This window comes from Methylococcus sp. EFPC2 (assembly GCF_016925495.1).
Taxonomy (GTDB): Bacteria; Pseudomonadota; Gammaproteobacteria; order Methylococcales; family Methylococcaceae; genus EFPC2.
Window position 1 is genome coordinate 971,657 of sequence record NZ_CP070491.1, and the last position, 19,835, is coordinate 991,491.

22 protein-coding genes and 1 tRNA gene are annotated in these 19,835 nt (G+C 60.5%); 12 read left to right on the forward strand and 11 right to left on the reverse strand.

Going from position 1 to position 19,835, the window contains the following annotated elements; genetic code table 11:
* Positions 1 to 5: 5 nt before the first annotated feature.
* The 7 genes from JWZ97_RS04195 to JWZ97_RS04225 all read left to right on the forward strand — a co-directional run bounded on the left by JWZ97_RS04195 (position 6) and on the right by JWZ97_RS04225 (position 7,233).
* Positions 6 to 149: a hypothetical protein gene (locus tag JWZ97_RS04195; protein ID WP_205433565.1), complete on the forward strand. Its 144-nt coding sequence runs from the start codon at positions 6 to 8 to the stop codon at positions 147 to 149.
* Positions 150 to 190: 41 nt separating this feature from the next.
* Entirely contained in the window at positions 191 to 1,840 is a 1,650-nt protein-coding gene (locus JWZ97_RS04200; RefSeq protein WP_205433566.1) for an ATP-binding protein, read from the forward strand.
* Positions 1,840 to 2,541: a tRNA (adenosine(37)-N6)-threonylcarbamoyltransferase complex dimerization subunit type 1 TsaB gene (tsaB, locus tag JWZ97_RS04205; RefSeq protein ID WP_205433567.1), complete on the forward strand. Its 702-nt coding sequence runs from the start codon at positions 1,840 to 1,842 to the stop codon at positions 2,539 to 2,541. Before JWZ97_RS04200 ends, tsaB begins: the two co-directional genes overlap by 1 nt.
* A gap of 101 nt (positions 2,542 to 2,642) precedes the next feature.
* Entirely contained in the window at positions 2,643 to 3,131 is a 489-nt protein-coding gene (gene ssb / locus JWZ97_RS04210) for a single-stranded DNA-binding protein (protein ID WP_205433568.1), read from the forward strand.
* 74 nt (positions 3,132 to 3,205) lie between these two features.
* Entirely contained in the window at positions 3,206 to 4,390 is a 1,185-nt protein-coding gene (locus JWZ97_RS04215) for a pyridoxal phosphate-dependent aminotransferase (RefSeq protein WP_205433569.1), read from the forward strand.
* 748 nt (positions 4,391 to 5,138) lie between these two features.
* Positions 5,139 to 5,807, forward strand: coding sequence for a cytochrome c (locus tag JWZ97_RS04220; protein WP_205433570.1), 669 nt, complete (start codon positions 5,139 to 5,141; stop codon positions 5,805 to 5,807).
* Positions 5,794 to 7,233, forward strand: coding sequence for a cbb3-type cytochrome c oxidase subunit I (locus tag JWZ97_RS04225; RefSeq protein WP_240342475.1), 1,440 nt, complete (start codon positions 5,794 to 5,796; stop codon positions 7,231 to 7,233). The genes JWZ97_RS04220 and JWZ97_RS04225 overlap by 14 nt, the downstream gene beginning before the upstream one ends.
* Positions 7,234 to 7,277: 44 nt before the next feature.
* On the opposite strand, the gene JWZ97_RS04230 is transcribed toward JWZ97_RS04225, so the two are convergent.
* From JWZ97_RS04230 to JWZ97_RS04245, 4 genes are all read right to left on the reverse strand, one after another.
* The gene (locus tag JWZ97_RS04230; RefSeq protein ID WP_205433572.1) at positions 7,278 to 8,567 is read right to left on the reverse strand and encodes a DEAD/DEAH box helicase; all 1,290 of its coding nucleotides are present in this window, start codon (positions 8,565 to 8,567) and stop codon (positions 7,278 to 7,280) included.
* 126 nt (positions 8,568 to 8,693) lie between these two features.
* On the reverse strand, positions 8,694 to 9,560 hold the full coding sequence (locus JWZ97_RS04235) for a carbon-nitrogen hydrolase family protein (protein ID WP_205433573.1): 867 nt from the start codon (positions 9,558 to 9,560) through the stop codon (positions 8,694 to 8,696).
* A complete protein-coding gene (locus JWZ97_RS04240) occupies positions 9,557 to 10,162 on the reverse strand; it encodes a GNAT family N-acetyltransferase (protein WP_205433574.1) in 606 nt (201 codons plus the stop codon). The genes JWZ97_RS04235 and JWZ97_RS04240 overlap by 4 nt, the downstream gene beginning before the upstream one ends.
* Before the next feature lie 5 nt (positions 10,163 to 10,167).
* Entirely contained in the window at positions 10,168 to 10,575 is a 408-nt protein-coding gene (locus JWZ97_RS04245) for a ketosteroid isomerase-related protein (protein WP_205433575.1), read from the reverse strand.
* A 489-nt stretch (positions 10,576 to 11,064) separates the two neighbouring features.
* Between JWZ97_RS04245 and tadA the strand changes: the two genes are divergently transcribed.
* Positions 11,065 to 11,505 carry a tRNA adenosine(34) deaminase TadA gene (gene tadA, locus JWZ97_RS04250; protein ID WP_240342476.1) on the forward strand — a complete coding sequence of 147 codons (441 nt, stop codon included), beginning with the start codon at positions 11,065 to 11,067 and terminating at the stop codon, positions 11,503 to 11,505.
* A gap of 15 nt (positions 11,506 to 11,520) precedes the next feature.
* Here the strand turns inward: tadA and mltF are convergent, their stop codons facing one another.
* On the reverse strand, positions 11,521 to 12,921 hold the full coding sequence (gene mltF / locus JWZ97_RS04255; protein ID WP_205433577.1) for a membrane-bound lytic murein transglycosylase MltF: 1,401 nt from the start codon (positions 12,919 to 12,921) through the stop codon (positions 11,521 to 11,523).
* Positions 12,922 to 13,102: 181 nt separating this feature from the next.
* Here mltF and JWZ97_RS04260 point away from each other — a divergent pair.
* From JWZ97_RS04260 to JWZ97_RS04270, 3 genes are all read left to right on the forward strand, one after another.
* Positions 13,103 to 13,195 (forward strand) — tRNA-Ser (locus JWZ97_RS04260).
* A 526-nt stretch (positions 13,196 to 13,721) separates the two neighbouring features.
* Positions 13,722 to 14,120, forward strand: coding sequence for a helix-turn-helix transcriptional regulator (locus JWZ97_RS19955; RefSeq protein ID WP_240342477.1), 399 nt, complete (start codon positions 13,722 to 13,724; stop codon positions 14,118 to 14,120).
* On the forward strand, positions 14,110 to 15,372 hold the full coding sequence (locus JWZ97_RS04270) for a type II toxin-antitoxin system HipA family toxin (RefSeq protein WP_205433578.1): 1,263 nt from the start codon (positions 14,110 to 14,112) through the stop codon (positions 15,370 to 15,372). Before JWZ97_RS19955 ends, JWZ97_RS04270 begins: the two co-directional genes overlap by 11 nt.
* 290 nt (positions 15,373 to 15,662) lie before the next feature.
* Here the strand turns inward: JWZ97_RS04270 and JWZ97_RS04275 are convergent, their stop codons facing one another.
* From JWZ97_RS04275 to radC, 6 genes are all read right to left on the reverse strand, one after another.
* Complete coding sequence (locus tag JWZ97_RS04275; RefSeq protein ID WP_205433579.1) at positions 15,663 to 16,610, reverse strand: toprim domain-containing protein; 948 nt, start codon at positions 16,608 to 16,610, stop codon at positions 15,663 to 15,665.
* Positions 16,611 to 16,721: 111 nt separating this feature from the next.
* On the reverse strand, positions 16,722 to 17,240 hold the full coding sequence (locus JWZ97_RS04280; protein WP_205433580.1) for a hypothetical protein: 519 nt from the start codon (positions 17,238 to 17,240) through the stop codon (positions 16,722 to 16,724).
* 184 nt (positions 17,241 to 17,424) lie between these two features.
* Complete coding sequence (locus JWZ97_RS04285; protein WP_205433581.1) at positions 17,425 to 17,880, reverse strand: hypothetical protein; 456 nt, start codon at positions 17,878 to 17,880, stop codon at positions 17,425 to 17,427.
* Entirely contained in the window at positions 17,877 to 18,125 is a 249-nt protein-coding gene (locus JWZ97_RS04290; RefSeq protein ID WP_205433582.1) for a hypothetical protein, read from the reverse strand. The genes JWZ97_RS04285 and JWZ97_RS04290 overlap by 4 nt, the downstream gene beginning before the upstream one ends.
* A 110-nt stretch (positions 18,126 to 18,235) precedes the next feature.
* Positions 18,236 to 18,568, reverse strand: coding sequence for a hypothetical protein (locus tag JWZ97_RS04295; RefSeq protein ID WP_205433583.1), 333 nt, complete (start codon positions 18,566 to 18,568; stop codon positions 18,236 to 18,238).
* Positions 18,569 to 18,670: 102 nt separating this feature from the next.
* Positions 18,671 to 19,159: a DNA repair protein RadC gene (gene radC / locus JWZ97_RS04300; protein ID WP_205433584.1), complete on the reverse strand. Its 489-nt coding sequence runs from the start codon at positions 19,157 to 19,159 to the stop codon at positions 18,671 to 18,673.
* 169 nt (positions 19,160 to 19,328) lie between these two features.
* Here radC and JWZ97_RS04305 point away from each other — a divergent pair, with 169 nt between their 5' ends.
* Positions 19,329 to 19,814 (forward strand): hypothetical protein, encoded by a 486-nt coding sequence (locus JWZ97_RS04305; RefSeq protein ID WP_205433585.1) that lies wholly within the window; start codon positions 19,329 to 19,331, stop codon positions 19,812 to 19,814.
* Positions 19,815 to 19,835: the final 21 nt, after the last annotated feature.

The window sequence follows — 19,835 nt, forward strand, 5'->3', positions numbered from 1 at the left end:
GCACCATGGACATTTTCTGGCTGATATTGGCGTTGATCGTGCTGGTGCTGGTCGGCAATGCCATGTTACTCCTGCGCTCGGCCAAATCGTCCAAGCCGCCCGATACGGTCAAGCCCCAGCCCTATGACGACGAAGACAGCAATTGGTAAGCCGGCCGGAATAATGAGCATGAGAACACGGGAGAGTGTGGATGAGTAATGAATCGGCGACCTTGATCGGGCGTCTCATCGATGTGCGCGGCGGCCAGATGATGGCGCGCTTGCTGAGCGAAGACGAAGGATTTCAGGCGCAAATCACCGTGAGCGGCGAAATTCAAACCGTCGGGCAGGTGGGCGCTTATGTCTCGATACGGCAGGACGACTATCGCGTACTGGCCCTGGTCAACCGTATCGAAGCCCCGCCGGGCCTCGCCTGCCGCTCCGCCGCCGGCTGCCTCCTCACGCTGACGCCTTTGGGTGAGCTGAACGAGAAAAATCAGTTCCAGCGCGGAGTGCGCCGTTTTCCCGTTCCGGGTGCCGAGGTGCATGTGGTGGCTCCCGAGGAGATCAACGCCATCTTCGTCAAACATCGGCATCAGCGTTTCAACCTGGGTTATCTCAAGAACCATCCGTCCACGGGGGTCTACCTAGACGCCTCGGCCTTGTGCAGCCGCCATTTCGCGATACTGGGCCAGTCCGGCTCCGGTAAGTCCTGGTCGGTGACCAGCCTGATCCAGCACGTGGTCGCCGCCATGCCCAAGGCGCACATCATCCTGCTGGATTTGCACGGCGAATACTGCTGGCGCGACGAAAAGGGCGAGCTGCAGTCCGCCTTCGATCTGAAAAACGCGCGCTATCTCGATGCCCGCAAGCTGGAAATCCCTTTCTGGCTGATGACCTTCGCCGAATTGGTGGATCTGTTGATTGACCACAAAGACGAAGGCGCTTCGGTACAGACGGCGTTTCTGCGCGAGACCATTTACGCCCTCAAGAAGAAGACGGCGGAGAAGCTGGGCATGCCGTCGGTATCCATCGATTCGCCGGTTTATTTTTCCCTCACCGACGTCTACAACGGCTTCAAGGAAGCCAACGAGATGCGGACGGACTTCGGCAAGACCAAGGGCCCCTTGTTCGGCCAGTTCGATGAGTTCCTCATCAAGCTTTACAGTCGGATGAGCGACGTGCGCTACGATTTCCTGCTCAACCCGCAGAAACGCAATAACTCCGAGTCGCTGGTCGGTTTGTTGCGCGATTTCGTCGGACTCGGCGAGCCCAAGTGCCAGATCACCGTCATCGACCTGAGCCCGGTGCCTTTCGACGTCCGCCCCACGGTATCCGCCCAGATCGGCCGGCTGGCCTTCGAATTCAACTACTGGAATCCGCGCAACCGTGAGTTCCCCATTCTGCTGGTTTGCGAGGAAGCGCATGCCTATATCCCGAGTTCCACGGTCGGCGGCTACGAAGGCACGCGTAAGTCCATGGAGCGTATCGCCAAGGAAGGGCGCAAGTACGGCGTCGGCCTGGCGGTGATCAGCCAGCGCCCGCACGAACTTTCGGAAACCGTATTGTCGCAGTGCGGCACCTATATCTGTTTGCGCATCACCAATCCGGACGATCAGGACTACGTCAAGAAACTGGTGCCGGAAGGCGAGAGCGATCTGGTCGACATCCTCACCGCCCTGGGGCGCGGCGAGGCGATGATATTGGGTGAGGCGACGCCACTGCCGGTGCGGTTCCAAATATACAAACCCGATCCGCAGCCCAACAGCAACGACGTGGATTTTCATACCTATTGGAATTCGGGGCCGGACGACATAGACATGGACGGTATCGTGGAACGCTGGCGGCGGCAGGGACGCTGATGAAGATACTTGCGCTCGATACCGCCACCGAGGCCTGCTCGGCCGCCTTGCTGCTCGACGGCAAGATCTTCGAACGCTACCAGCTGGCACCGCGGGAGCATAACCGGCTGATCCTGCCCATGATCGAGGGTCTGCTGGCCGAGGCCGGCAAGTCCCTGGCTTCCCTGGATGCGTTGGCATTTGGACGGGGTCCGGGTTCGTTCACCGGCGTGCGCATCGCGACGGGCGTGGCGCAGGGTTTGGCGTTCGGAGCCGACTTGCAGGTCGCGCCGGTTTCGACGCTTGCGGCCCTGGCTCAGGAGGCTTTCGACGAGACTGGAGACGAATATGCGTTTCCCTGCATCGACGCGCGTATGGGCGAGGTTTACTGGGGTGTTTACCGGCGGAGCGACGACGGTCATGTAGAACTCGTCGGCGAAGAAACGGTGACTCCCGCGGACCACGTAAGTTTCCCGGATGTGGCCAAGGGTTCAGGGATAGGCAGCGGCTGGGCCACCTATCGGGAAATGCTGACCGATCGACTCGGGGAGGCCAGGCTGACCGGCATTTTGGCAGATCGCTTTCCTCGCGCCGGATGTATCGCTCGACTGGGAGCCTCCTTGTTCCGAAAAGGCGGGGCGGTGAGCGCCGAATTGGCGCAACCGGTCTATCTGCGCGACAAGGTGGCAAAAAAGCCGGGAGAGGCCGCAAACGCGGGCTGATTCGGGCCTTGCACGGCGCAGTTTAGGCGCCTACCGGTCGATTTCGGGGTGGCATTTTGATATGGTTAGCGCCGTTTTAGCCCCTCTCAGGAGAATTCTCGATGGCCAGTCGCGGCGTCAATAAAGTCATACTCATCGGCAATCTGGGCGCCGACCCCGAAGTCCGCTACATGCCTAACGGCGGCGCCGTCACCACCATCCGCCTGGCCACCAGCGAAACCTGGAAGGATCAGTCCGGCCAGCAGCAGGAACGCACCGAGTGGCACCGCGTGGTGTTTTACCGCCGTTTGGCGGAAATCGCCGGCGAATATCTCAAGAAGGGCGGCAAGGTGTATATCGAAGGCAGCCTCAGGACCAGCCAATACGAGAAAAACGGCGAGAAGCGCTACAGCACCGACATCGTCGCCAACGAGATGCAGATGCTGGACCGCGTCGGCGGTGCGCCGGAGGGCGCATCTTCGTATCAAGGGGGGAGGGGAGGGGATCAGGAACGTTACGCACCTGCGCCAGCGGCGCCCAGCCGGCCCCAGCCTTCGTCCTCCTACGGCAACGACATGGATGCCGGTTTCGACGACGACATCCCGTTTTAATTACGCCCGTTTCTGGCCGGGACGGCCCGGCCCCTAATCCACTAACTTAGCTTGATATTTCCAACCTCAGCAGCATGACCATATTACTTTCCGACCGCGTGCAATCGATCAAACCCTCTCCCACCCTGGCGGTCACCGCCCGAGCCGCCGCCATGCGCGCGGCCGGCAAGGACATCGTCGGCCTGGGCGCTGGCGAGCCGGATTTCGACACCCCCGATCACATCAAGCAGGCGGCGATCAAGGCCATCAACGAGGGTTTCACCAAGTACACCGCCGTGGGGGGAACGCCGAGCCTGAAACAGGCTATCGTCGCCAAGTTCAAGCGGGAGAACGGTTTCGACTACACGCCCAAGCAGGTGCTGGTCTCGTGCGGCGGCAAGCAGAGTTTCTACAACCTGGCCCAGGCACTGCTGAATCCGGGCGACGAAGTCATCATTCCGGCGCCTTACTGGGTGTCCTATCCCGACATGGTGCTGCTGGCCGGGGGCGTTCCCGTCATCGTCTATGCGCCGCAGGAACAGAACTTCAAGATCACGCCGGCTCAGTTGCGCGCCGCCCTTACGCCCAAGACCCGGCTGTTCGTCATCAACAGCCCCTCCAATCCGACCGGCATCGCCTACAGCGCCGACGAGCTCAAGGCACTGGGCGAAGTGTTGAAAGGCTACCCCGACGTGCTGATCGCCACGGACGACATGTACGAGCACATCGTCTGGAAGGAAGGCAGTTTCGTCAACATCCTCAATGCGAATCCGGAGTTCTACGCCCGCACCATCGTGCTGAACGGCGTTTCCAAGGCGTATTCCATGACCGGCTGGCGCATCGGCTATGCGGCGGGCCCGGAAAAGCTCATCGAGGCGATGACCAATATCCAGTCGCAGAGCACCTCCAACCCGACCTCCATTTCCCAGGTCGCGGCCGAGACGGCGCTGAACGGCGATCAATCTTTCATCCGCGACATGGTCAAGGCCTTCAAGGAAAGACACGACTATGTCGTCGGCGCCCTGAACGCCATACCGGGCGTCAGCGCGTTGGAAACCGACGGGACCTTCTATGTCCTGCCGAACGTGCAGGCAGTGATCGAACGCAAGGGCTTGGCGGACGACGTTGCCCTGTCCGAATACCTGATCGAACAGGCCGGTGTGGCCGTCGTGCCCGGCTCCGCATTCGGTTGCCCCGGGCATGTGCGCCTGTCCATCGCCACCAGCATGAGCAATCTGGAAAAAGCCCTATCCCGACTGACTGAAGGTCTGGCGAGTTGAGCCGCTTGCGCGTTAACGTCTGCTTCTAAATCGCACTTTGGAGGCATGGTCTCGATTGCCCGCGGCCGAAAAACCACGGCCTTAAGGTGTATTCGGATTGCTCCAGGCCGGTGGCCGATCGGATCGTTGCCTCCTGCTCCCCCGGGGCGATCCGACCTTCGTGGTTGTGCTGGCGCGGGATGCTCAGGCGGCTTAGGCTCCGAACTCGTGCCGATGGGAGAGCGCAACAGGTCATCGACTCCCTGCGCGTCTACGGCGTCTGCACATTCAGAGCACATCCCAGCGTCCCGCGCGCGGGGTGGGGCTTTTTGAGTCCGTAACCCGAATCGGAAGCCTTCGGCTAACGGCCTATATCCGCTATGGACTGGAAGTGCCGACATGATAGAACCCGTGGCTTTGGGCGATTTTTTCCTCACGTTTTTTTCATCCGCATTAGTCGTCCTTTTCGGCGCGGCTTACGCGGCGGCGTTCGCCTGGGCGAAACTACGCCGCCGGAAAGCTTGGTTTTGGCTGGCTTACGGCTTTTATGCGGCACTCGTAGCCAGCTCCCTGATATTGGCTCGGACCGCCAACCTGAACGGACCGTGGACGGCCCTCACTCTCCTTTTGCTGCTCGGCTATTGGTTTGCTCCATACGGCATTTGGCGGCTATGCTCAGCGACTCATGTCGACGAATGAACGCGCTGGGTCAGCCGCCTTAGGGTGACGCCAGGTTTCACCACCATGACCCCTAGGGGAAGGAGCGATCATGAGCAGTGCACCGCCTCGCTGGTCCAGCGAGGATTTCTGGAAGAAAGTGGCGATCTGGGTGACGTCGGGTTCTTTCGTCATCCTCATTTTCCTGACCTTCGATTCCCTGGCCAAAGTCCAGGCCGGCGGCAGTCGGGTGCAGGCCTATAGCGTCGTCAACAAGGCCATCGATTACCGCTTCGATGCCAAGCAAAACCGCTTTATACCGGTAATCGGCGGTGACGAACCGCTATTCGGCAGAGTTTTGAGCGAGGAAGAAGCGGAAAAGCTGGTGACCCTGGGCAAGAAAACCATTCAGGCCAAGAACTGCATCAACTGTCATACCCTGCTGGGCAACGGCGCCTATTACGCGCCCGATCTCACCAAAGCCTGGCTGGATCCCGGATGGATCGATCCGAGCAATCGGGAAAATCTTTTGCTGTCCTTCCTGCAAGATCCGGAAAAAAACGCCCGAACCTTCAGCGGCGGCCGCAAGATGCCGAACCTGGGCATCACCGAGGCTGAGGCCAGGGGCGTCGTCGCTTTCCTGAAATGGATGTCGGCCATCGACACCAACGGCTTTCCGCATAATTTCGTGACGCTGACCTCGCACGACGAAGACGAACATGCGCCCAGCCGTCCCGAGCACGATGCTAGCGAGGAGAGGAAAGAACATGGCTACCGTTAATTCCCAGCATCTCAACGGCGGGCAGAAGCTCGCGATCAAATATTTCAGCGTCGCCGTCATCCTGTTTCTGGCCCAGTTGCTGTTTGGTCTGTTGGCGGCGATTCAGTTCGTCTTGCCGGATTTCCTCTTTGGGCTACTGGATTTCAACGTCAACCGCATGGTGCACATCAATGCCATGATCGTTTGGCTGTTGTACGGCTTCATCGGTGCGGTCTACTGGCTGTTGGAAGATGAGAGCGGCACCGGGATCGCGGGCCTCGGCCTGGGCAATCTGGCGTTCTGGGTGCTGACCGCCGCGGTCACCGTGGTCGTCCTGGTCTATCTGTTCGTGCAGATAGGCGCAGGCAACGATACCAGCATCTGGTTCATCAACGAGGGGCGCGAATACATCGAAGCGCCGCGGTGGGCGGACATCGGCATCGTCGCGGTGATGCTGGTGTTTTTCTACAACGTCGCCGCCACCTTCGCCAAGGGTCGCTGGTCCGGCATCGCCGGGGTGTTGACCCTGGATCTGGTGGCGCTGGCCGGGCTTTATCTGGCCGGCATGTTCTACGTGACCAACATCACCGTCGACCAATATTGGTGGTGGTGGGTCGTGCATCTGTGGGTCGAAGCCACCTGGGAAGTGCTGGTGGGCTGCATCATGGCCTGGAGCCTCATGCATTTGCTGGGGGCCCGACGCAAGATCGTGCAGACCTGGCTGTACATCGAGGTGGCGCTGATGTTCGGTTCCGGCATCTTAGGGCTAGGCCACCATTATTTCTGGATCGGCACGCCCGATTACTGGTTCTCCATCGGCGGTTTCTTTTCGGCCCTGGAACCCATCCCGCTGGTGGCGATGGTGGTGCACTCGATCTACGACTCCGGCGTGCACAAGTTCAACAGCAGCAACCATCCCGCCCTGGCCTGGATCATCGCCCACACCTTCGGCAATTTCCTGGGCGCCGGGGTGTGGGGCTTCATGCACACCTTGCCGCAGATCAACCTCTACACCCACGGCACGCAATGGTCGGCTTCGCATGGCCACCTCGCGTTTTTCGGCGCCTATGCCACCATCAACATCGCGTTCTTTTACCTGGCCATCCAGAAATGGCGCGGCGACGTGTGGATGGGCGGCGATCTGCCCGATAACGGCTGGAAGTGGAAATGGTCGCTGGGCCTGCTCAATTTCGGCGTGCTGGTGATGACCGTGGCGCTGCTGATCGCGGGCTACGAGCAATCCTTCATCGAGCGCGCCGTGCAAGGATCGACCTGGGAAGGCTATTTCGCCGCGCAGAACCATCCCTGGTTCAAGGAGGCCATGGTCTGGCGTCTGCTGGGCGGGGTCATCACGACCGCCGGGCTGGGCCTGCTGATCTGGGATTTGCTGACCGTCGGCAAGGGCGAGACGCGGCCCGCGCTGGTGTTTGCCGAGGAAAAAGCCTGATGGGGCGCTGCCGGCGATGCGGGCATCGCCGGCAGCAAGCGGTCTTATCCGCGATGTCCGCCGGCGCGGGCTGAGCCCCGGTTCGTATTTCCCGGGTTACGGCGGGCGCCTTCGGCCTGCGGCGAGCGGCGGACGCCGTCGTGGTGTTCGCGCGGCCGGCGGCCGGCCGGATTGCCTGGGCGGCTGCTCAGCGTGAATCCCGGTTCGAAACCGGGGGCGGTGGCGCGCGGCAGTTCGCGTTTCAGCAAGCGCTCGATGGCGTTCAACTGCTTGGCTTCATCCTCCGAAACCAGCGACACGGCCTGGCCGCTGGCGCCCGCCCGCCCGGTGCGGCCGATGCGGTGGACGTAGTCCTCCGGCACGTTGGGCAGTTCGTAGTTCACCACATGCGGCAACTGGTCGATGTCCAGGCCGCGCGCGGCGATGTCGGTGGCCACCAGCACGGCCACCTTGCCGCTCTTGAATCCTTCCAGCGCCTTGGTGCGTGCGCCCTGGCTCTTGTCGCCGTGCAGCACAGCGGCACGGATGCCATCCTGTTCCAACTGCCTCCCTAAGCGGTCCGCCCCGTGCTTGGTGCGGGCGAATACCAGCACCTGCTTCCATTGCCCGTCGCCGACCAGCCAGGAGAGCAGGGCGCGCTTGCGTTCTTTTTCTATTGGGTAGATGCGCTGGTCCACCGTATCGGCGGTGGCATTGCGCCGTGCCACTTCGACTTCGACTGGGTTGTGCAGGACTTGGCCGGAGAGCGAGCGGATTTCATCGGAGAAAGTGGCCGAGAACAGCAGGTTTTGCCGCTGCCGGGGCAGCAGGCTCATGATCTTGCGCACGTCGTGGATGAAACCCATGTCCAGCATGCGGTCGGCTTCGTCGAGCACGAAGATCTCGACCCGGTCCAGCGCCACGGTCTTCTGTCGGGCGTGGTCGAGCAATCGGCCGGGGGTGGCCACCAGGATGTCCACGCCCTTGCGCAGACGGTCGACCTGAGGGGTCATGCCGACGCCGCCGAATACGACGGTGCTGCGCAGGGACAAGTGCTTGCCGTAAGCGGCCACGCTTTCGTGCACCTGGGCGGCCAGCTCGCGGGTAGGGGTGAGTATCAGCGCCCGGATCGCCCGGCTTTCACCCCGCGCCGGGGGCGCTTCGGAAAGCCGTTGCAAGATGGGCAGGGTGAATCCGGCGGTCTTGCCGGTGCCGGTTTGCGCCCCGGCCAGCAGGTCGCGGCCTTCGAGGGCTACGGGTATGGCTTGTTTCTGGATGGGAGTGGGCTGGGCGTAACCTTGTTCGGCGACGGCGCGCAGCAGTTCGGGGCTGAGTCCGAGGGTATCGAATGACATGTAGTTCCTGAATGTGGGGTAGGTTGGGTTAGGCGCATCTCTTTGCGCCGTAACCCAACAATGGGGGCGTTCGGGAACGCCTCGTCACCTGGACTCGGCGTTAAAGAAATCGGCCAGTCCTTGCCGTCACAGGCAGCGGAACTGCCCCGGCCAGTCGCGATAGTTGAAGACCTGGCCGGTTTGCCGCACCTTGGCAATGGTGGCGAGGTCGATGTCGGCGTAGACCCACTGGGTCTGGTTGAGTTCGCCGATGGCCAGTACGCCATTGTCCGGATAGCCGTAGTCCACGGGCGTGTAGACCGCCGCCGCGCCGATGTTGACGTCCACGGCCTCGGACCAGGGCGCAAGACCCACGGTCGGCGATTGCACCACGTAGCACTGGTTCTCCAACGCCCGGGCCTGGCAGCCGATGCGCACGCGGTGGTAGCCGGCCACCGTGTCCGTGCAACTGGGGCACAGGATGAGATCGGCGCCCAGTTCCACCTGCTTGCGGGCGATCATCGGGAATTCGCTGTCGTAGCAGACATTCACGCCGATCTTGCCGAACTCGGTGTCCAGCACCTTGATCTCGTCGCCTGCCGTGATCAGCCAATGCTCGTTCTCGAAACGGGTCATCTGCAGCTTGTCCTGGAAGTCGCTGCTGCCGTCGGAGCGGAACAAATGGGCCCGGTTGCGGTAGCCGCCGTCGGCCTGCCGTACCGGGTAGCTGCCGGCGAGTATGGTCACGTCATACTGCTGCGCCAGCCGGGTGTACAGGCCGATGAACTGCGGCAACAAGGTCTGCAGCGCTTCCAACTGCCCTGACAGGGACTTGTAGACGGACTCCGGAAACAACGAAGCCAACTCCATGCTGAAATATTCCGGGAACAGCAGCAGCTTGGCACCTTGCCCGGCCGCTTCCGCCACCCAGCGCTGAGCCTTGCCCTGGTAGTCCGCCCAATTGGCGAGGAAGCCGATGTCGTATTGCGCGGTGGCCAGACGAAACGCGCTCATGAGCCTGCCTCGCGCAGATCCTTCAGCCAGAACACCATGGGCTTGTCGGTTTCTTCAAGCCGGTCGACGTCCTTCCAGTGATAGCTGGTCTGAAGTTCGGGATGGCGGACATAACCGAACTTGCCCCAGACTGCATCCAAAGGCACGTACTCGGCCGGGCGTAAGGGATGGTCGGCCGGACGCTGCACGCAGCAGAAGGTGGCCCAGTCGCGCTTCAGCTTGCGGGCCTGGTCTTCGCGGCCGGTGAAGAATGACTTGTAGATGCCTTTGCCGCGGTATTCGGGCAGCAGGACCGACTCGGCGCAATAAAAGATCGTGGCAGGATCGTAACCCTGTTCGACGAAAGGCCGCTGGAATTCCTCGGTTTCGTGGTCCAACGGCAGGCCGGTGGACGCGCCGATTACCCGCTCGCCGTCCAGCGCCAGCACCACGATGCTGTCGGCCGATTTCAGATAGGTCTGGAGATAGTGCTCTTCGTACTCGATCGTGCCGTCGTAGAGATAGGGAAAGTCCCGGAATACCGTGATGCGCAGGCGCGCCAGGTCGGACAGCCAGGGGCCCAGCTCCGGACCCGCCAGATGCTTGATTTCGATCTCGGCCATGCGACTTACTGGCTGACCTGGCGGATCCAGTCTTCCAGGTTGTAGTAATTGGTGATGCGCGCCACCTTGCCGTCCTTGATGTCGAAGAATGCACCGGCCGGCAGGCGGTACTTCTGCCCTTTGGCTTCTGGCAGGCCTTCGTCGGTCACCCGATATTCGCCCAGCACCACGAATTCGGCGGCCGCGCGGGTACCGTCCTCGTTGGTCAGGACCACGATGTCGACCAACTGCTCCTTGTAATTGCGGTTCATGCGATCCATGAATGCGACGAAAGCCGCCTTGCCCGTTTCACGCGGGCCTTGGTTGATGTCGTGCACGACATCCTCGGTCAAAAGGCGCAGGAAGGTGTCCATGTCACCGGCGTTGAAGGCGGCATAGTAGTTTTCGATGAGGGTTTTGGCAGATTGGCTCATGTGCGATCCAAGGGTGGAAGTGGAGGGCAAGACGGCCCGAGGCAAAGGCGCGGTAGTTTACCGGAAGGGGGGAAGGTATTGAAGCGTCATCGTCATCGTTACTCCTGCCGGGAGCGCCGGATCCGACTGCGTTAGAGCCCGGTACAAATGGAGCGGACTTCAGACCGCGATCTACGCGAAGCAAAGCGCGCTCCAACGAATGACTGGGCAGGGATCTCGGGCCGCCCTAGTAATCGCCATGTTGACCCGTGAAAAGTCCGGATAAGTTTTCCGCGTTGACTCGCGACAAGTGACGCTGGACCGAGGCGCCTGCTTGCTATCCTAAGGCCATGTTCTTCATCATTGAGCTGCGTACCCGAGCATCACACTTCCATGCCTCTGACCCTGCCCGCTGTAAACTTGAACGAGAGCGAAGCTCCGCATCCCACCAATGAATTGGTGTTGAGCTCCCCCCGGCTTCCGTCTGGAGCGCTCGTAGACGAATTTTGGATGCAACGCGCGATGGAGTTGGCCGATCTGGCGGAGCAAGCCGGCGAGGTTCCGGTGGGCGCGCTGCTGGTAAAGGATGATCGGATCGTTGCCGAAGGCTGGAATCGCCCTATCGCCACTCACGACCCCACGGCGCACGCGGAAATGCTTGTGTTGCGTTCAGCCGGTCCCTTGCTGGGTAACTATCGCCTAATCGACACGACTTTGTATGTCACCCTCGAACCCTGCGCGATGTGCATGACGGCCATCGTGCACGCGCGCGTGAAGCGCTTGGTGTTCGGCGCCTTCGATCCCAAACGGGGCGCGGTATGCAGCGCCCTGAGTCTGGCCGAGGCGGCGTTTATGAACCATAGGGTCGAGTGGCACGGCGGTCTTCGGGAAGAAGCCTGTGCCGCGCAGCTCAAGCGTTTTTTCCATAGAAAAAGAAGCGGGGCGGACTGATTTCACCCCGCGGGATCAGGCGCCACCTTCTCTGGGTTTATTGCCCTGTGATATCGCGATGCGGTGATTTTCCTCATCTCCCGTGAGCCACACCAGCAGGTCGTAATAACGGCGTATGCTGTTGACGTAATGTACCGCCAATGCCCCCCGTGCCTTGCCGTGGCGGGTCTTGCGGTACCAGGTCCGCTTGCCGAGCAGCGGTAACGCGGCTTTCACATCGATCCACTTGTCCGGGTCGCCGCCTCGCTCCCTCACCAATTCACGAACGTCTTCTATGTGTCCCCATCCGACGTTGTATGCCGCCAAGGCAAACCAGGTCCGGTCGGGATCCTGTATCTGCGGCGGAATCTGAGCCAGGGTGTCATGCAGATATGACGCGCCGCCGCGTATGCTTTGGCCGGGATCGAACAGGTCGGTCACGTGCAGATCGCGGGCGGTGTCGCCGGTCAACATCATCATGCCTCGCACCCCCTCCGCGGATACCGCGCGGCCATCCCACTGAGACTCCTGGTAAGCCACCGCCGCCAATAACCGCCAATCCAGACCGGATTGCTCGGCGGCTCGCTGAAACATCTTCTTGTATTTGGGGAGGCGTTGCCGGTAATGCAGCCTGAGCGAACTGTCCAGGGCTGCATCGTATGAAGCGGAATGACCGTAATATCGGTCGATGATTTGGTCGAGTTGCTTGTTTTCCCGTATCTCCTCGAAAAAGCGGACCGCCTCGCGGTACAGGCTGGAGTCTTCATCGTAGGAGAACGCCCAGGCCAATTCGCGCGGCTTGCCGAGATCGAAGGCTACTCTCAGATTCGGATAATAGCGCCGCATGCGCAGCATCATGTCGGACTGCACCAGGGTGTAATCCAGCAAGCCCTCGTTGACCAACATCAGCAGGCCGTCCACATCCCGCTCGTAATTCAAACTCCAGTTCAAACCGGGATGCGAGTGCCGCAGTGACTTGAGCGTTTCGAGATGGGAGCCTCCGGCCGCTACCTGCAACAGCCCTTCCTGCAAATCGTTGAGAAAGCGCGGTTGCGGCTGATTGGCGCGATAGACCACTTGTTCTGCGACACTGCGGTAGGATGGGCTGAAACGCAGATTCTTTCGCCTCGCCTCGGTGACCATCAGGCCGGCGGCCGCGAAGTCCACTTCGCGCTTCTCCACCATGTGAGTGATCCGACGCGGTGAGTCCGGTACGATAAATCGGGCCGTCACGCCCAGTTTTTTCGCAAACAACTGAGCCAGGTCGTGCTCGATACCCGCATACCCGTCCGGCCCTTCGTAATACGAGGTTGGACCATAGCGGGTCGCTATCTTAAGCTCACCTGCCTGTTTGACTCGCTGCAGATGACTGAGTGGTTTGGCCGGCTTTTCGACGCAGCCGCTTAGCGGAAACAAAAAGAACAGGAAGAAAAGCATCTTGGCTCGACCTGAGCGAGCCCCCATGTAGCCTTGCGATTGTGCGTTTCTTGCTGGTCTTTCACATACATCAACGATTTCGCATCCTGCAAAATGGCCGATAGGCATGATTTTTTTAGAATTCATGTCTCGTACCGATTGAATTGTAAGAACCGTGGTCTATACTACCAGCCTTTTTTCAGGAGAGGTACCGAAGTGGCCATAACGGCGCCGACTCGAAATCGGATGGGGGACTAACATCCCCACGAGGGTTCGAATCCCTCCCTCTCCGCCAACTCAATAGCTTACGCAATATTGACGCTCCCTGAACCAGTTGCCCTGAAGTTACCGTAGTGCATGCCATAGTGCATGGCGTTACTTGCTTCAGAACGCTTTCGAAGCCACCCACGCCTCCACTTCCGCCCGGTTCAGGCGCACACAACGGGGACCCAATCTGATCATCCCGGGGAATCGGCACCCCAAATACCCTCGAATCGCACGCGGTACGTCCTCTTTGGACTTGGTGCCTTGCGCGATTTGCCGATCATAGTCACCGGCTTGAATCATTCTGTAGATTGTCGCTCGACTCACGCAGATGATCTTTGCCGCATCCGTAATCGTTACCAACGTTCTTTCGCTCATCGCACTTCTCATTTGACGATCCCTTACTGTAAAAGCCTGGCTTGACGAATCGCTTTCATGTTTCATGAAGTTCAGGCTGTCCGCATCGTACAGGGCATCAGAAAAGGCGGTGACGCGAAAGATCAGCGAAAAGAGCCAACAATAACTAGCCCCACCCTATTTCCGAAAGGTCGAGGTGTGTGGCCCACGCTTCGCCGGGCTGCCCGAATCACTTTACCGTTCGGGAATATTCCAGGGTATGGCATAACCGCCGCGAACCAACTTTCCCGTTCGGTAAAATTCTTCTGGTGCTGCTGTCAATTCTGCCCGACAATTTCCCGAACGGGAAAATCATGATCAACATTCGTTCCACCCAACAGCTCGGCCAGGCGCTGCGCATCGCGCGCAAGCAACTGGGATTGACCCAATCCCAGTTGGCGTTGGCGGCGGGCTGCGGCCTGCGCTTCATCGTCGATTTGGAAGCCGGAAAGCCCACACTGCGTCTGGAAACCGTCCTGCGGGTCATCGAATCTCTGGGCGGCGAGCTTTCACTGAGCGGCCTGCCGACGGCAACTTCACGCAGCGACGATGGCCCGTGAGCTCGAGGTCTGGCTGTTCTCCGACCGCGTCGGTATCTTGGCGCTGATCGACGGAAGGCTGAGCTTCCGCTATGCAGACCCTTGGCTGAAACAACCGAACGCCCTCGCGTTGTCGTGTTCGTTGCCGCTGCAGACCGAACCCTTCGACGATCACCGGGCGCGCCCCTTCTTCGCCGGTCTGTTGCCGGAAGGCCGGTTGCGCCGTTTGATCGCCCAACAACTCCAGGTGTCCGGGCAGAATGACTTTGGCCTGCTGGATCGCATCGGCGGCGAATGCGCAGGAGCCGTCACCTTGCTGGAACTGGGAAACTCTCCGAATCCCGCAGGCGAAGGTGAAATCGAATGGCTGAGCGATGAGGCGGTCATTGCCCTGTTGGACGAACTGCCCCGCCGCCCGATGCTGGCGGGACGGGATGGCCTACGCCTGTCGCTGGCTGGCGTACAGGACAAATTGCCGGTGGTGGTCGACGGTGACCGAATTGGGTTGCCCCGCCATGGCACACCTAGCTCCCATATCCTCAAGCCGGCTATACACGGAGTGGAGGACAGCGTCACCAATGAAGGCTTTTGCTTGGCGCTGGCCGAAGCCTTGCAGATCATTGCCGCCCGCTCAAAGATCCAGTCGATCCTTGATCGCCGGTTCCTCCTGGTGGAGCGCTATGACCGAACAAGCGACGGGTCACGCCGGATTCACCGCTGGCATCAGGAAGACTTCTGCCAAGCATTGGGAGTGGTGCCCGAAATGAAATACCAGAACGAAGGTGGCCCCGATCTCGCGCAATGTTTCGAACTGGTGCGCCGCGCCACCCGGCCCAGCGCGCCGCAGGTGCTGCGTCTGCTCGACTACGTGGCGTTCAACACGCTGATCGGCAACCACGATGCCCACGCCAAGAATTTCTCCCTGCTCTATGCCGGCATGGCGCCCGTCCTGGCCCCGCTCTACGACGCGCTGTCGACCGCGGTGTACTCGGACCTCACGCCCAAAATGGCCATGAAGCCCGGCAGCAAATACCCGTTCGGCGAAGTACAAGCACGCCATTGGGACCAGTTTGCGGAAGCGGCCGGTCTCGCCAAGGCGCAAACACGCAAGCGCGTTCTGGAACTGGCGAAGCGGCTGCCCGTTATCGCCCGCAAACTCCAGGCTGCGCCGGAATTTGCCGGCCGCACCATCGTCGAGCGGATCATGGTCCTGATCGAACAACGCGCCGAACTGACCGTACAACGACTGACCGCACCTATGGCAGACGTCTGATGTTCCTGCTTTTCTCCACGCTTTTTACATCGCCAACTCGGCTGTACCGCGTTCGATGTTCGCGTTACCGATGTGCGTTCTCCCCTTCGATAAAAAAGCCCGCAAATCGTGAGATCTGCGGGCTTTTCGTTTTCATCGATCAAAAGATCAAAGCGGGCTTTCGTAAGCATCGACGGTGAATAGCTTGCCCATTATTTCCAAGTACATTACACCCTCACTCGCTCGATTCCGCCTTCCACATTTCGAACGGCCGGATTGCTTGTTCTTTCAAGCGGCATCGGCCAAGTCGTTTAGCCGGACCGGATTGGAAATCCTTCGACGCCACATCGGTTCAGCACATCCAACCAATCCATTCCGCTGCCGGGCGGCAGCAGGATGGATGCTTGGATGCCCTTGGCTTCCAGCTTCTTCTGTAGGACTTCGGCCGACCGCTGACCTGCCCCGTTTTCATCCCGATCCGCCCAAATGACGATCCGTTCGGCGCCATCCGGAGGAGCGAACCTTTCCAGAAACGTGCAGCTCAAAGCAGACCAGACGGTCATCCCGGTGGCCTGATGAACCGCCAAAGCCGTTTCGATGCCTTCGGCGATTCCCAAAACGGATGACGCAGGTCCCAAACGCACGGCCCCGCCGATCAAGGAGCGGTCGGAAGCATGCGGCATGAGTTTCTTGGGAGATGAAACCGGTGCCTTCCCTCCATCTACAGTCAAAAAGGTGCGGTGTATTGTCGCCGGTTGGCCACCCGCACAGGACATCAGCGCCAGTATGGCCGGATAACGTCCGAGGCAGACCCCGTCTTCCAGGTACGGGAGAGACAAATGGAGACGCAGCGGCAACTGCCTGCCAAGCACTTCTGGTACCAGGCCGCGATGACGGAGATAGGTTCGCAACAGCCCGGACTCGGGAGCGTCCCAGGAAGATGCCTCTGTCCAGGTATGGCGAAGCAGCGCCTTGATCCGCTGATCTGTCCCTTGCCGGTTGAGATCGTCGTTGCGAACAGGCGGTCGAGCGGACAATTGCCCGGATTTCGATCCACCGCCCAGCACTTGAGCCACAGCTGCCAAAGCGGCCGGGAAGCGCCAGTTCCGCAGCCACATCAGCAACGCGAAGCCATCCGGCTTGGCGCCGCAGGAGTTGCAAATGCCACCGCCCGACACCTCCGCATCCCGGAACAGGCGAAAGCCGTCTCGTCCGCCGTGGACAGGACAAGCGTGGTGCCGACCGGGCTTCGCCAACACGGGTTCCAGCTCGGGGCATAGATCCCCGAGTATCGCCAGCCATCGACCCCTCGCCGCCAAGCGGATCGGCGTCGAGTCCAGTGGGTTCGGTAAGGTTTTCATGTTTCCCCCTTAGCCGTGCAAGTCCATGGGCACCAGGTAGAAGTCCTCGGTCTCGCCGAGGTCCCGTTGAAGGATTTGCTCAGGATTCGTCATCCTGGCGGAGCCTTCGATGGCGTCGTAGAAACCACTGTCCGGGACATAGTCCCCGCGCATCAGCTTCAGGAACCGGATTGCGGCCCATAGGGTATGTTCCGGCAGCGATCCGGCGTTGCCGAACAGGACCCGTCCCAGGGACTCCGCCGGGCTGTCCGATCTCAGCCCCAACTGGCGCACCAGATAGTCGAGAGCATCGTGCCGACTGCATTCGATCCCAGAAATGATGCTGGCCAATTCGGACCGGAATCGATCCGGATCCTTCCTGAACGACAGCGGAGCGGGATATTCCTGCCCCCAGCGACCGGGCCCCTCGGCGTGCCAGTCGAACACCTCGTCCCGAAAAGGCTCGATGGCGTCGGCCGCCAGGACGAAGACCTCCCCGGCTTCCAGGTCTCGGTCGGACTGAATCAGTATGAAATGCAGCATGTGCATGGCCGTTTTCTCCTTTTTCTCCTTTGAAAAAAGCCGGAGCACGCCGAACCCAAAGGGGGCGACATCCCCCGGCGGGTGAGTAAGATGACCTTATCGGTCGTTGAGGGTGATCCTCTGCAGCCGCTCCACCCGTAGGTGGTAGCTGTAGGCCAAATCGAGCCAGTCCAGGCGGGTCTCCTTTAACTCATGACCCTGGCCCATTCCCTAAGCCACCTTGCACGGCGGACGCAGTTATAGGCAGTTCCAGCAGCCTATGAAGATCAATGCCTTCCTGTTCCAGATAGAACGCGGCCTTGGCGAAATTCCAGTTTTGCTTGGCAACGGCTGTTGACCCCGGCGTGGGCCCGTGGAAGTCGGCACCCCGGTCGCCCTCGTACACGTAATCGACGGCAAAACCTTCGATGGCGTGCCGGGCCAGTTCGGCGAATGCGGCATCGAGATCCTCGATGAAGGCATGAGCGCAGTTCTGTTCCGGACAGTGGACGGTTAGCCAGACCGTGCCGTCGCTTGCGGACTCCTGTTCGATATGAGCATCGCAGACCCATTCGAGACGCCTGCCCAGTTTTTCGATGACCCTATGGTTCTCCGCATTGGGAAGCGGCAGATGGATTTCGGCCGTGCAGCTGTAGATCGCGCTCATGCAACACCTCCCTCAACTTCCGGCTGGCGAAGTGCGTCGTTGACGGCACCGTTCTCGCTCACCGGCCAGTCGCCAGCGATGCCGGCCAATGCCATCAGTGCTTGGAAACGAGCGTGGATCGGCTGGATATCAGTCGGGTCGGTCGCCTTTAGGTGATCGAAATCGACGATGACCACATCGACGCCGGAATCGGCGTACGCATAGGCGACACCGCCCGACACCACGATCAAGACTTTCGGATTCATAACGTTCTCCTGGGAAATGCCGGGGGAAACGCTCCCTACCAGGGATGCGTTCTTCCCGGCCGGGTTGATGCTTTTGGGGATCATCCGCGTGAAAAGCGTGATTGAAATGGCTACGCAACTTGTCGGTGTCGGCGGAACCAGCCAACCAGCAAGTCACGTAAAGCATCCGCATCGACTCCTTCCGCAAGACAGCAGGCCGTGAATGAAAACGGTGCGATGCCGTCGCGACCGATCCAATCGAGTAGTTCGGATCGCGCTTGCGTGCCGAGTCGGGGATTGTCCAGTGCCTCGATCGCCTGGATGAGGATCCCCCGGCGCAGGGCTTGAACGTCCGCGTCCGACCATTGCGCGCATTCCTGCGCGAAGCCGCCGCGAATATCGGTTGGAACGGCCTTGCCGGACGGAACCGCCCGAGGCGGCGGTCGGCTGAACTTGATGGTCATATGTCCTCCTGGGTGATCCGGAGGACTTTCCCCTGATCGGAGGAACTCCCCCGGCAGGGTTTCTGATGATCGGTCTGTTGTAGGTTGCTAAAGCGCTCGGTCTCACAAGAGACCGGCTTCCGCGAACGAATAGACCGTATCGCCGCCGATCACGAAGTGGTCCAGAACACGGATGTCCACCAGCGCCAGCGCCGTTCTCAGGCGATGGGTCAGGGTCTTGTCCGCTTCGCTGGGAGATGCCTCGCCCGACGGATGATTGTGAAAGAAGATCACGGCCGCCGAATTGCACCCCAGCGCGGCCTTGACCACCTCGCGGGGGTAAACACTGGCGCCGTCGATGGTGCCGCGAAACAGTTCGGCGAATTCGATCACGCGGTGCCGGTTGTCGAGGTACAGGCAACCAAACACTTCGTGCTCGCGTCCCAACAATTTCAACTGAATCGCCTCCTTCGCCGCCGCCGGCGAGGACAAGGCCGCGCCGCGGCGGAACCTGGAAGCCAGGCGCCGCTTGGCTTCGGCAATGATGATCGGGGTGTCGGCCAGCCGGTAAACACCGGCCGCGTCCAGCACGTACAGGGTAGGGTTCGTCATGGTCTGCTCCGTGAGTTGAGAGGCAGACTGACCCTGCAAGGGACGAACTGCCCCTCGGGGTGGATGAAAGCCAGGCGTTTTCGGAAAACGCGAGGCTGGGTGGGTCTTGCTAAACAGGATTTCTACGGTATGTTCGGGTGGAGACCTGACACACCAGGAGTTCCCGATTATGTTCAAGAAATGGTTCAACCGATGGCAGCGCGAACCTTCTCCGGAGCAAATCCGCGCGGAAGCCCGGGAGAAACTCGACGAGTGCAATCGTTACTTTCGTGAGATGGCCGACCTGTCCGACAAGCTATCCCACGTTGAGGTCGATCTGCAGGACACATCCGACCGAGCTTTGGTCGCCGACCTCCAGCGGCTTTTCGGCCTCGCACCGGCAATGGCCAAGATCCAGGCCATTGCGGCCTGGAATCTCCTGGCGTTGGAAGAGACCCCAGAGACCCATCCGGTCAGGACAGTCGCCATCGACGGCCGGAGGCTTCAGGTCTTCAATGGCGGAAATGACCGCTTTGAAGGGCTCGTGGACGAACTGATGTTTGCCCTTGAGCGAGCGGATCAGGACGATCCCGAGATCCGTCGGATCGATTGCTGGGCGTCGGAACGTTATCGTCAGCGGATGCGACGCCCCACGCTGTCGTCGGTTCATGCGTAGCCGCCCCGTGCAAGTCGCTTT

Bases quoted from the DNA above. Each gene is read 5' to 3' on its own strand.
- JWZ97_RS04195 (WP_205433565.1), top strand. From the start codon at position 6: ATGGACATTTTCTGGCTGATATTGGCGTTGATCGTGCTGGTGCTGGTC.
- JWZ97_RS04200 (WP_205433566.1), top strand. From the start codon at position 191: ATGAGTAATGAATCGGCGACCTTGATCGGGCGTCTCATCGATGTGCGC.
- tsaB (WP_205433567.1), top strand. From the start codon at position 1,840: ATGAAGATACTTGCGCTCGATACCGCCACCGAGGCCTGCTCGGCCGCC.
- ssb (WP_205433568.1), top strand. From the start codon at position 2,643: ATGGCCAGTCGCGGCGTCAATAAAGTCATACTCATCGGCAATCTGGGC.
- JWZ97_RS04215 (WP_205433569.1), top strand. From the start codon at position 3,206: ATGACCATATTACTTTCCGACCGCGTGCAATCGATCAAACCCTCTCCC.
- JWZ97_RS04220 (WP_205433570.1), top strand. From the start codon at position 5,139: ATGAGCAGTGCACCGCCTCGCTGGTCCAGCGAGGATTTCTGGAAGAAA.
- JWZ97_RS04225 (WP_240342475.1), top strand. From the start codon at position 5,794: ATGGCTACCGTTAATTCCCAGCATCTCAACGGCGGGCAGAAGCTCGCG.
- JWZ97_RS04230 (WP_205433572.1), bottom strand. From the start codon at position 8,567: ATGTCATTCGATACCCTCGGACTCAGCCCCGAACTGCTGCGCGCCGTC.
- JWZ97_RS04235 (WP_205433573.1), bottom strand. From the start codon at position 9,560: ATGAGCGCGTTTCGTCTGGCCACCGCGCAATACGACATCGGCTTCCTC.
- JWZ97_RS04240 (WP_205433574.1), bottom strand. From the start codon at position 10,162: ATGGCCGAGATCGAAATCAAGCATCTGGCGGGTCCGGAGCTGGGCCCC.
- JWZ97_RS04245 (WP_205433575.1), bottom strand. From the start codon at position 10,575: ATGAGCCAATCTGCCAAAACCCTCATCGAAAACTACTATGCCGCCTTC.
- tadA (WP_240342476.1), top strand. From the start codon at position 11,065: ATGCAACGCGCGATGGAGTTGGCCGATCTGGCGGAGCAAGCCGGCGAG.
- mltF (WP_205433577.1), bottom strand. From the start codon at position 12,921: ATGCTTTTCTTCCTGTTCTTTTTGTTTCCGCTAAGCGGCTGCGTCGAA.
- JWZ97_RS04270 (WP_205433578.1), top strand. From the start codon at position 14,110: ATGGCCCGTGAGCTCGAGGTCTGGCTGTTCTCCGACCGCGTCGGTATC.
- JWZ97_RS04280 (WP_205433580.1), bottom strand. From the start codon at position 17,240: ATGCACATGCTGCATTTCATACTGATTCAGTCCGACCGAGACCTGGAA.
- JWZ97_RS04285 (WP_205433581.1), bottom strand. From the start codon at position 17,880: ATGAGCGCGATCTACAGCTGCACGGCCGAAATCCATCTGCCGCTTCCC.
- JWZ97_RS04290 (WP_205433582.1), bottom strand. From the start codon at position 18,125: ATGAATCCGAAAGTCTTGATCGTGGTGTCGGGCGGTGTCGCCTATGCG.
- JWZ97_RS04295 (WP_205433583.1), bottom strand. From the start codon at position 18,568: ATGACCATCAAGTTCAGCCGACCGCCGCCTCGGGCGGTTCCGTCCGGC.
- radC (WP_205433584.1), bottom strand. From the start codon at position 19,159: ATGACGAACCCTACCCTGTACGTGCTGGACGCGGCCGGTGTTTACCGG.
- JWZ97_RS04305 (WP_205433585.1), top strand. From the start codon at position 19,329: ATGTTCAAGAAATGGTTCAACCGATGGCAGCGCGAACCTTCTCCGGAG.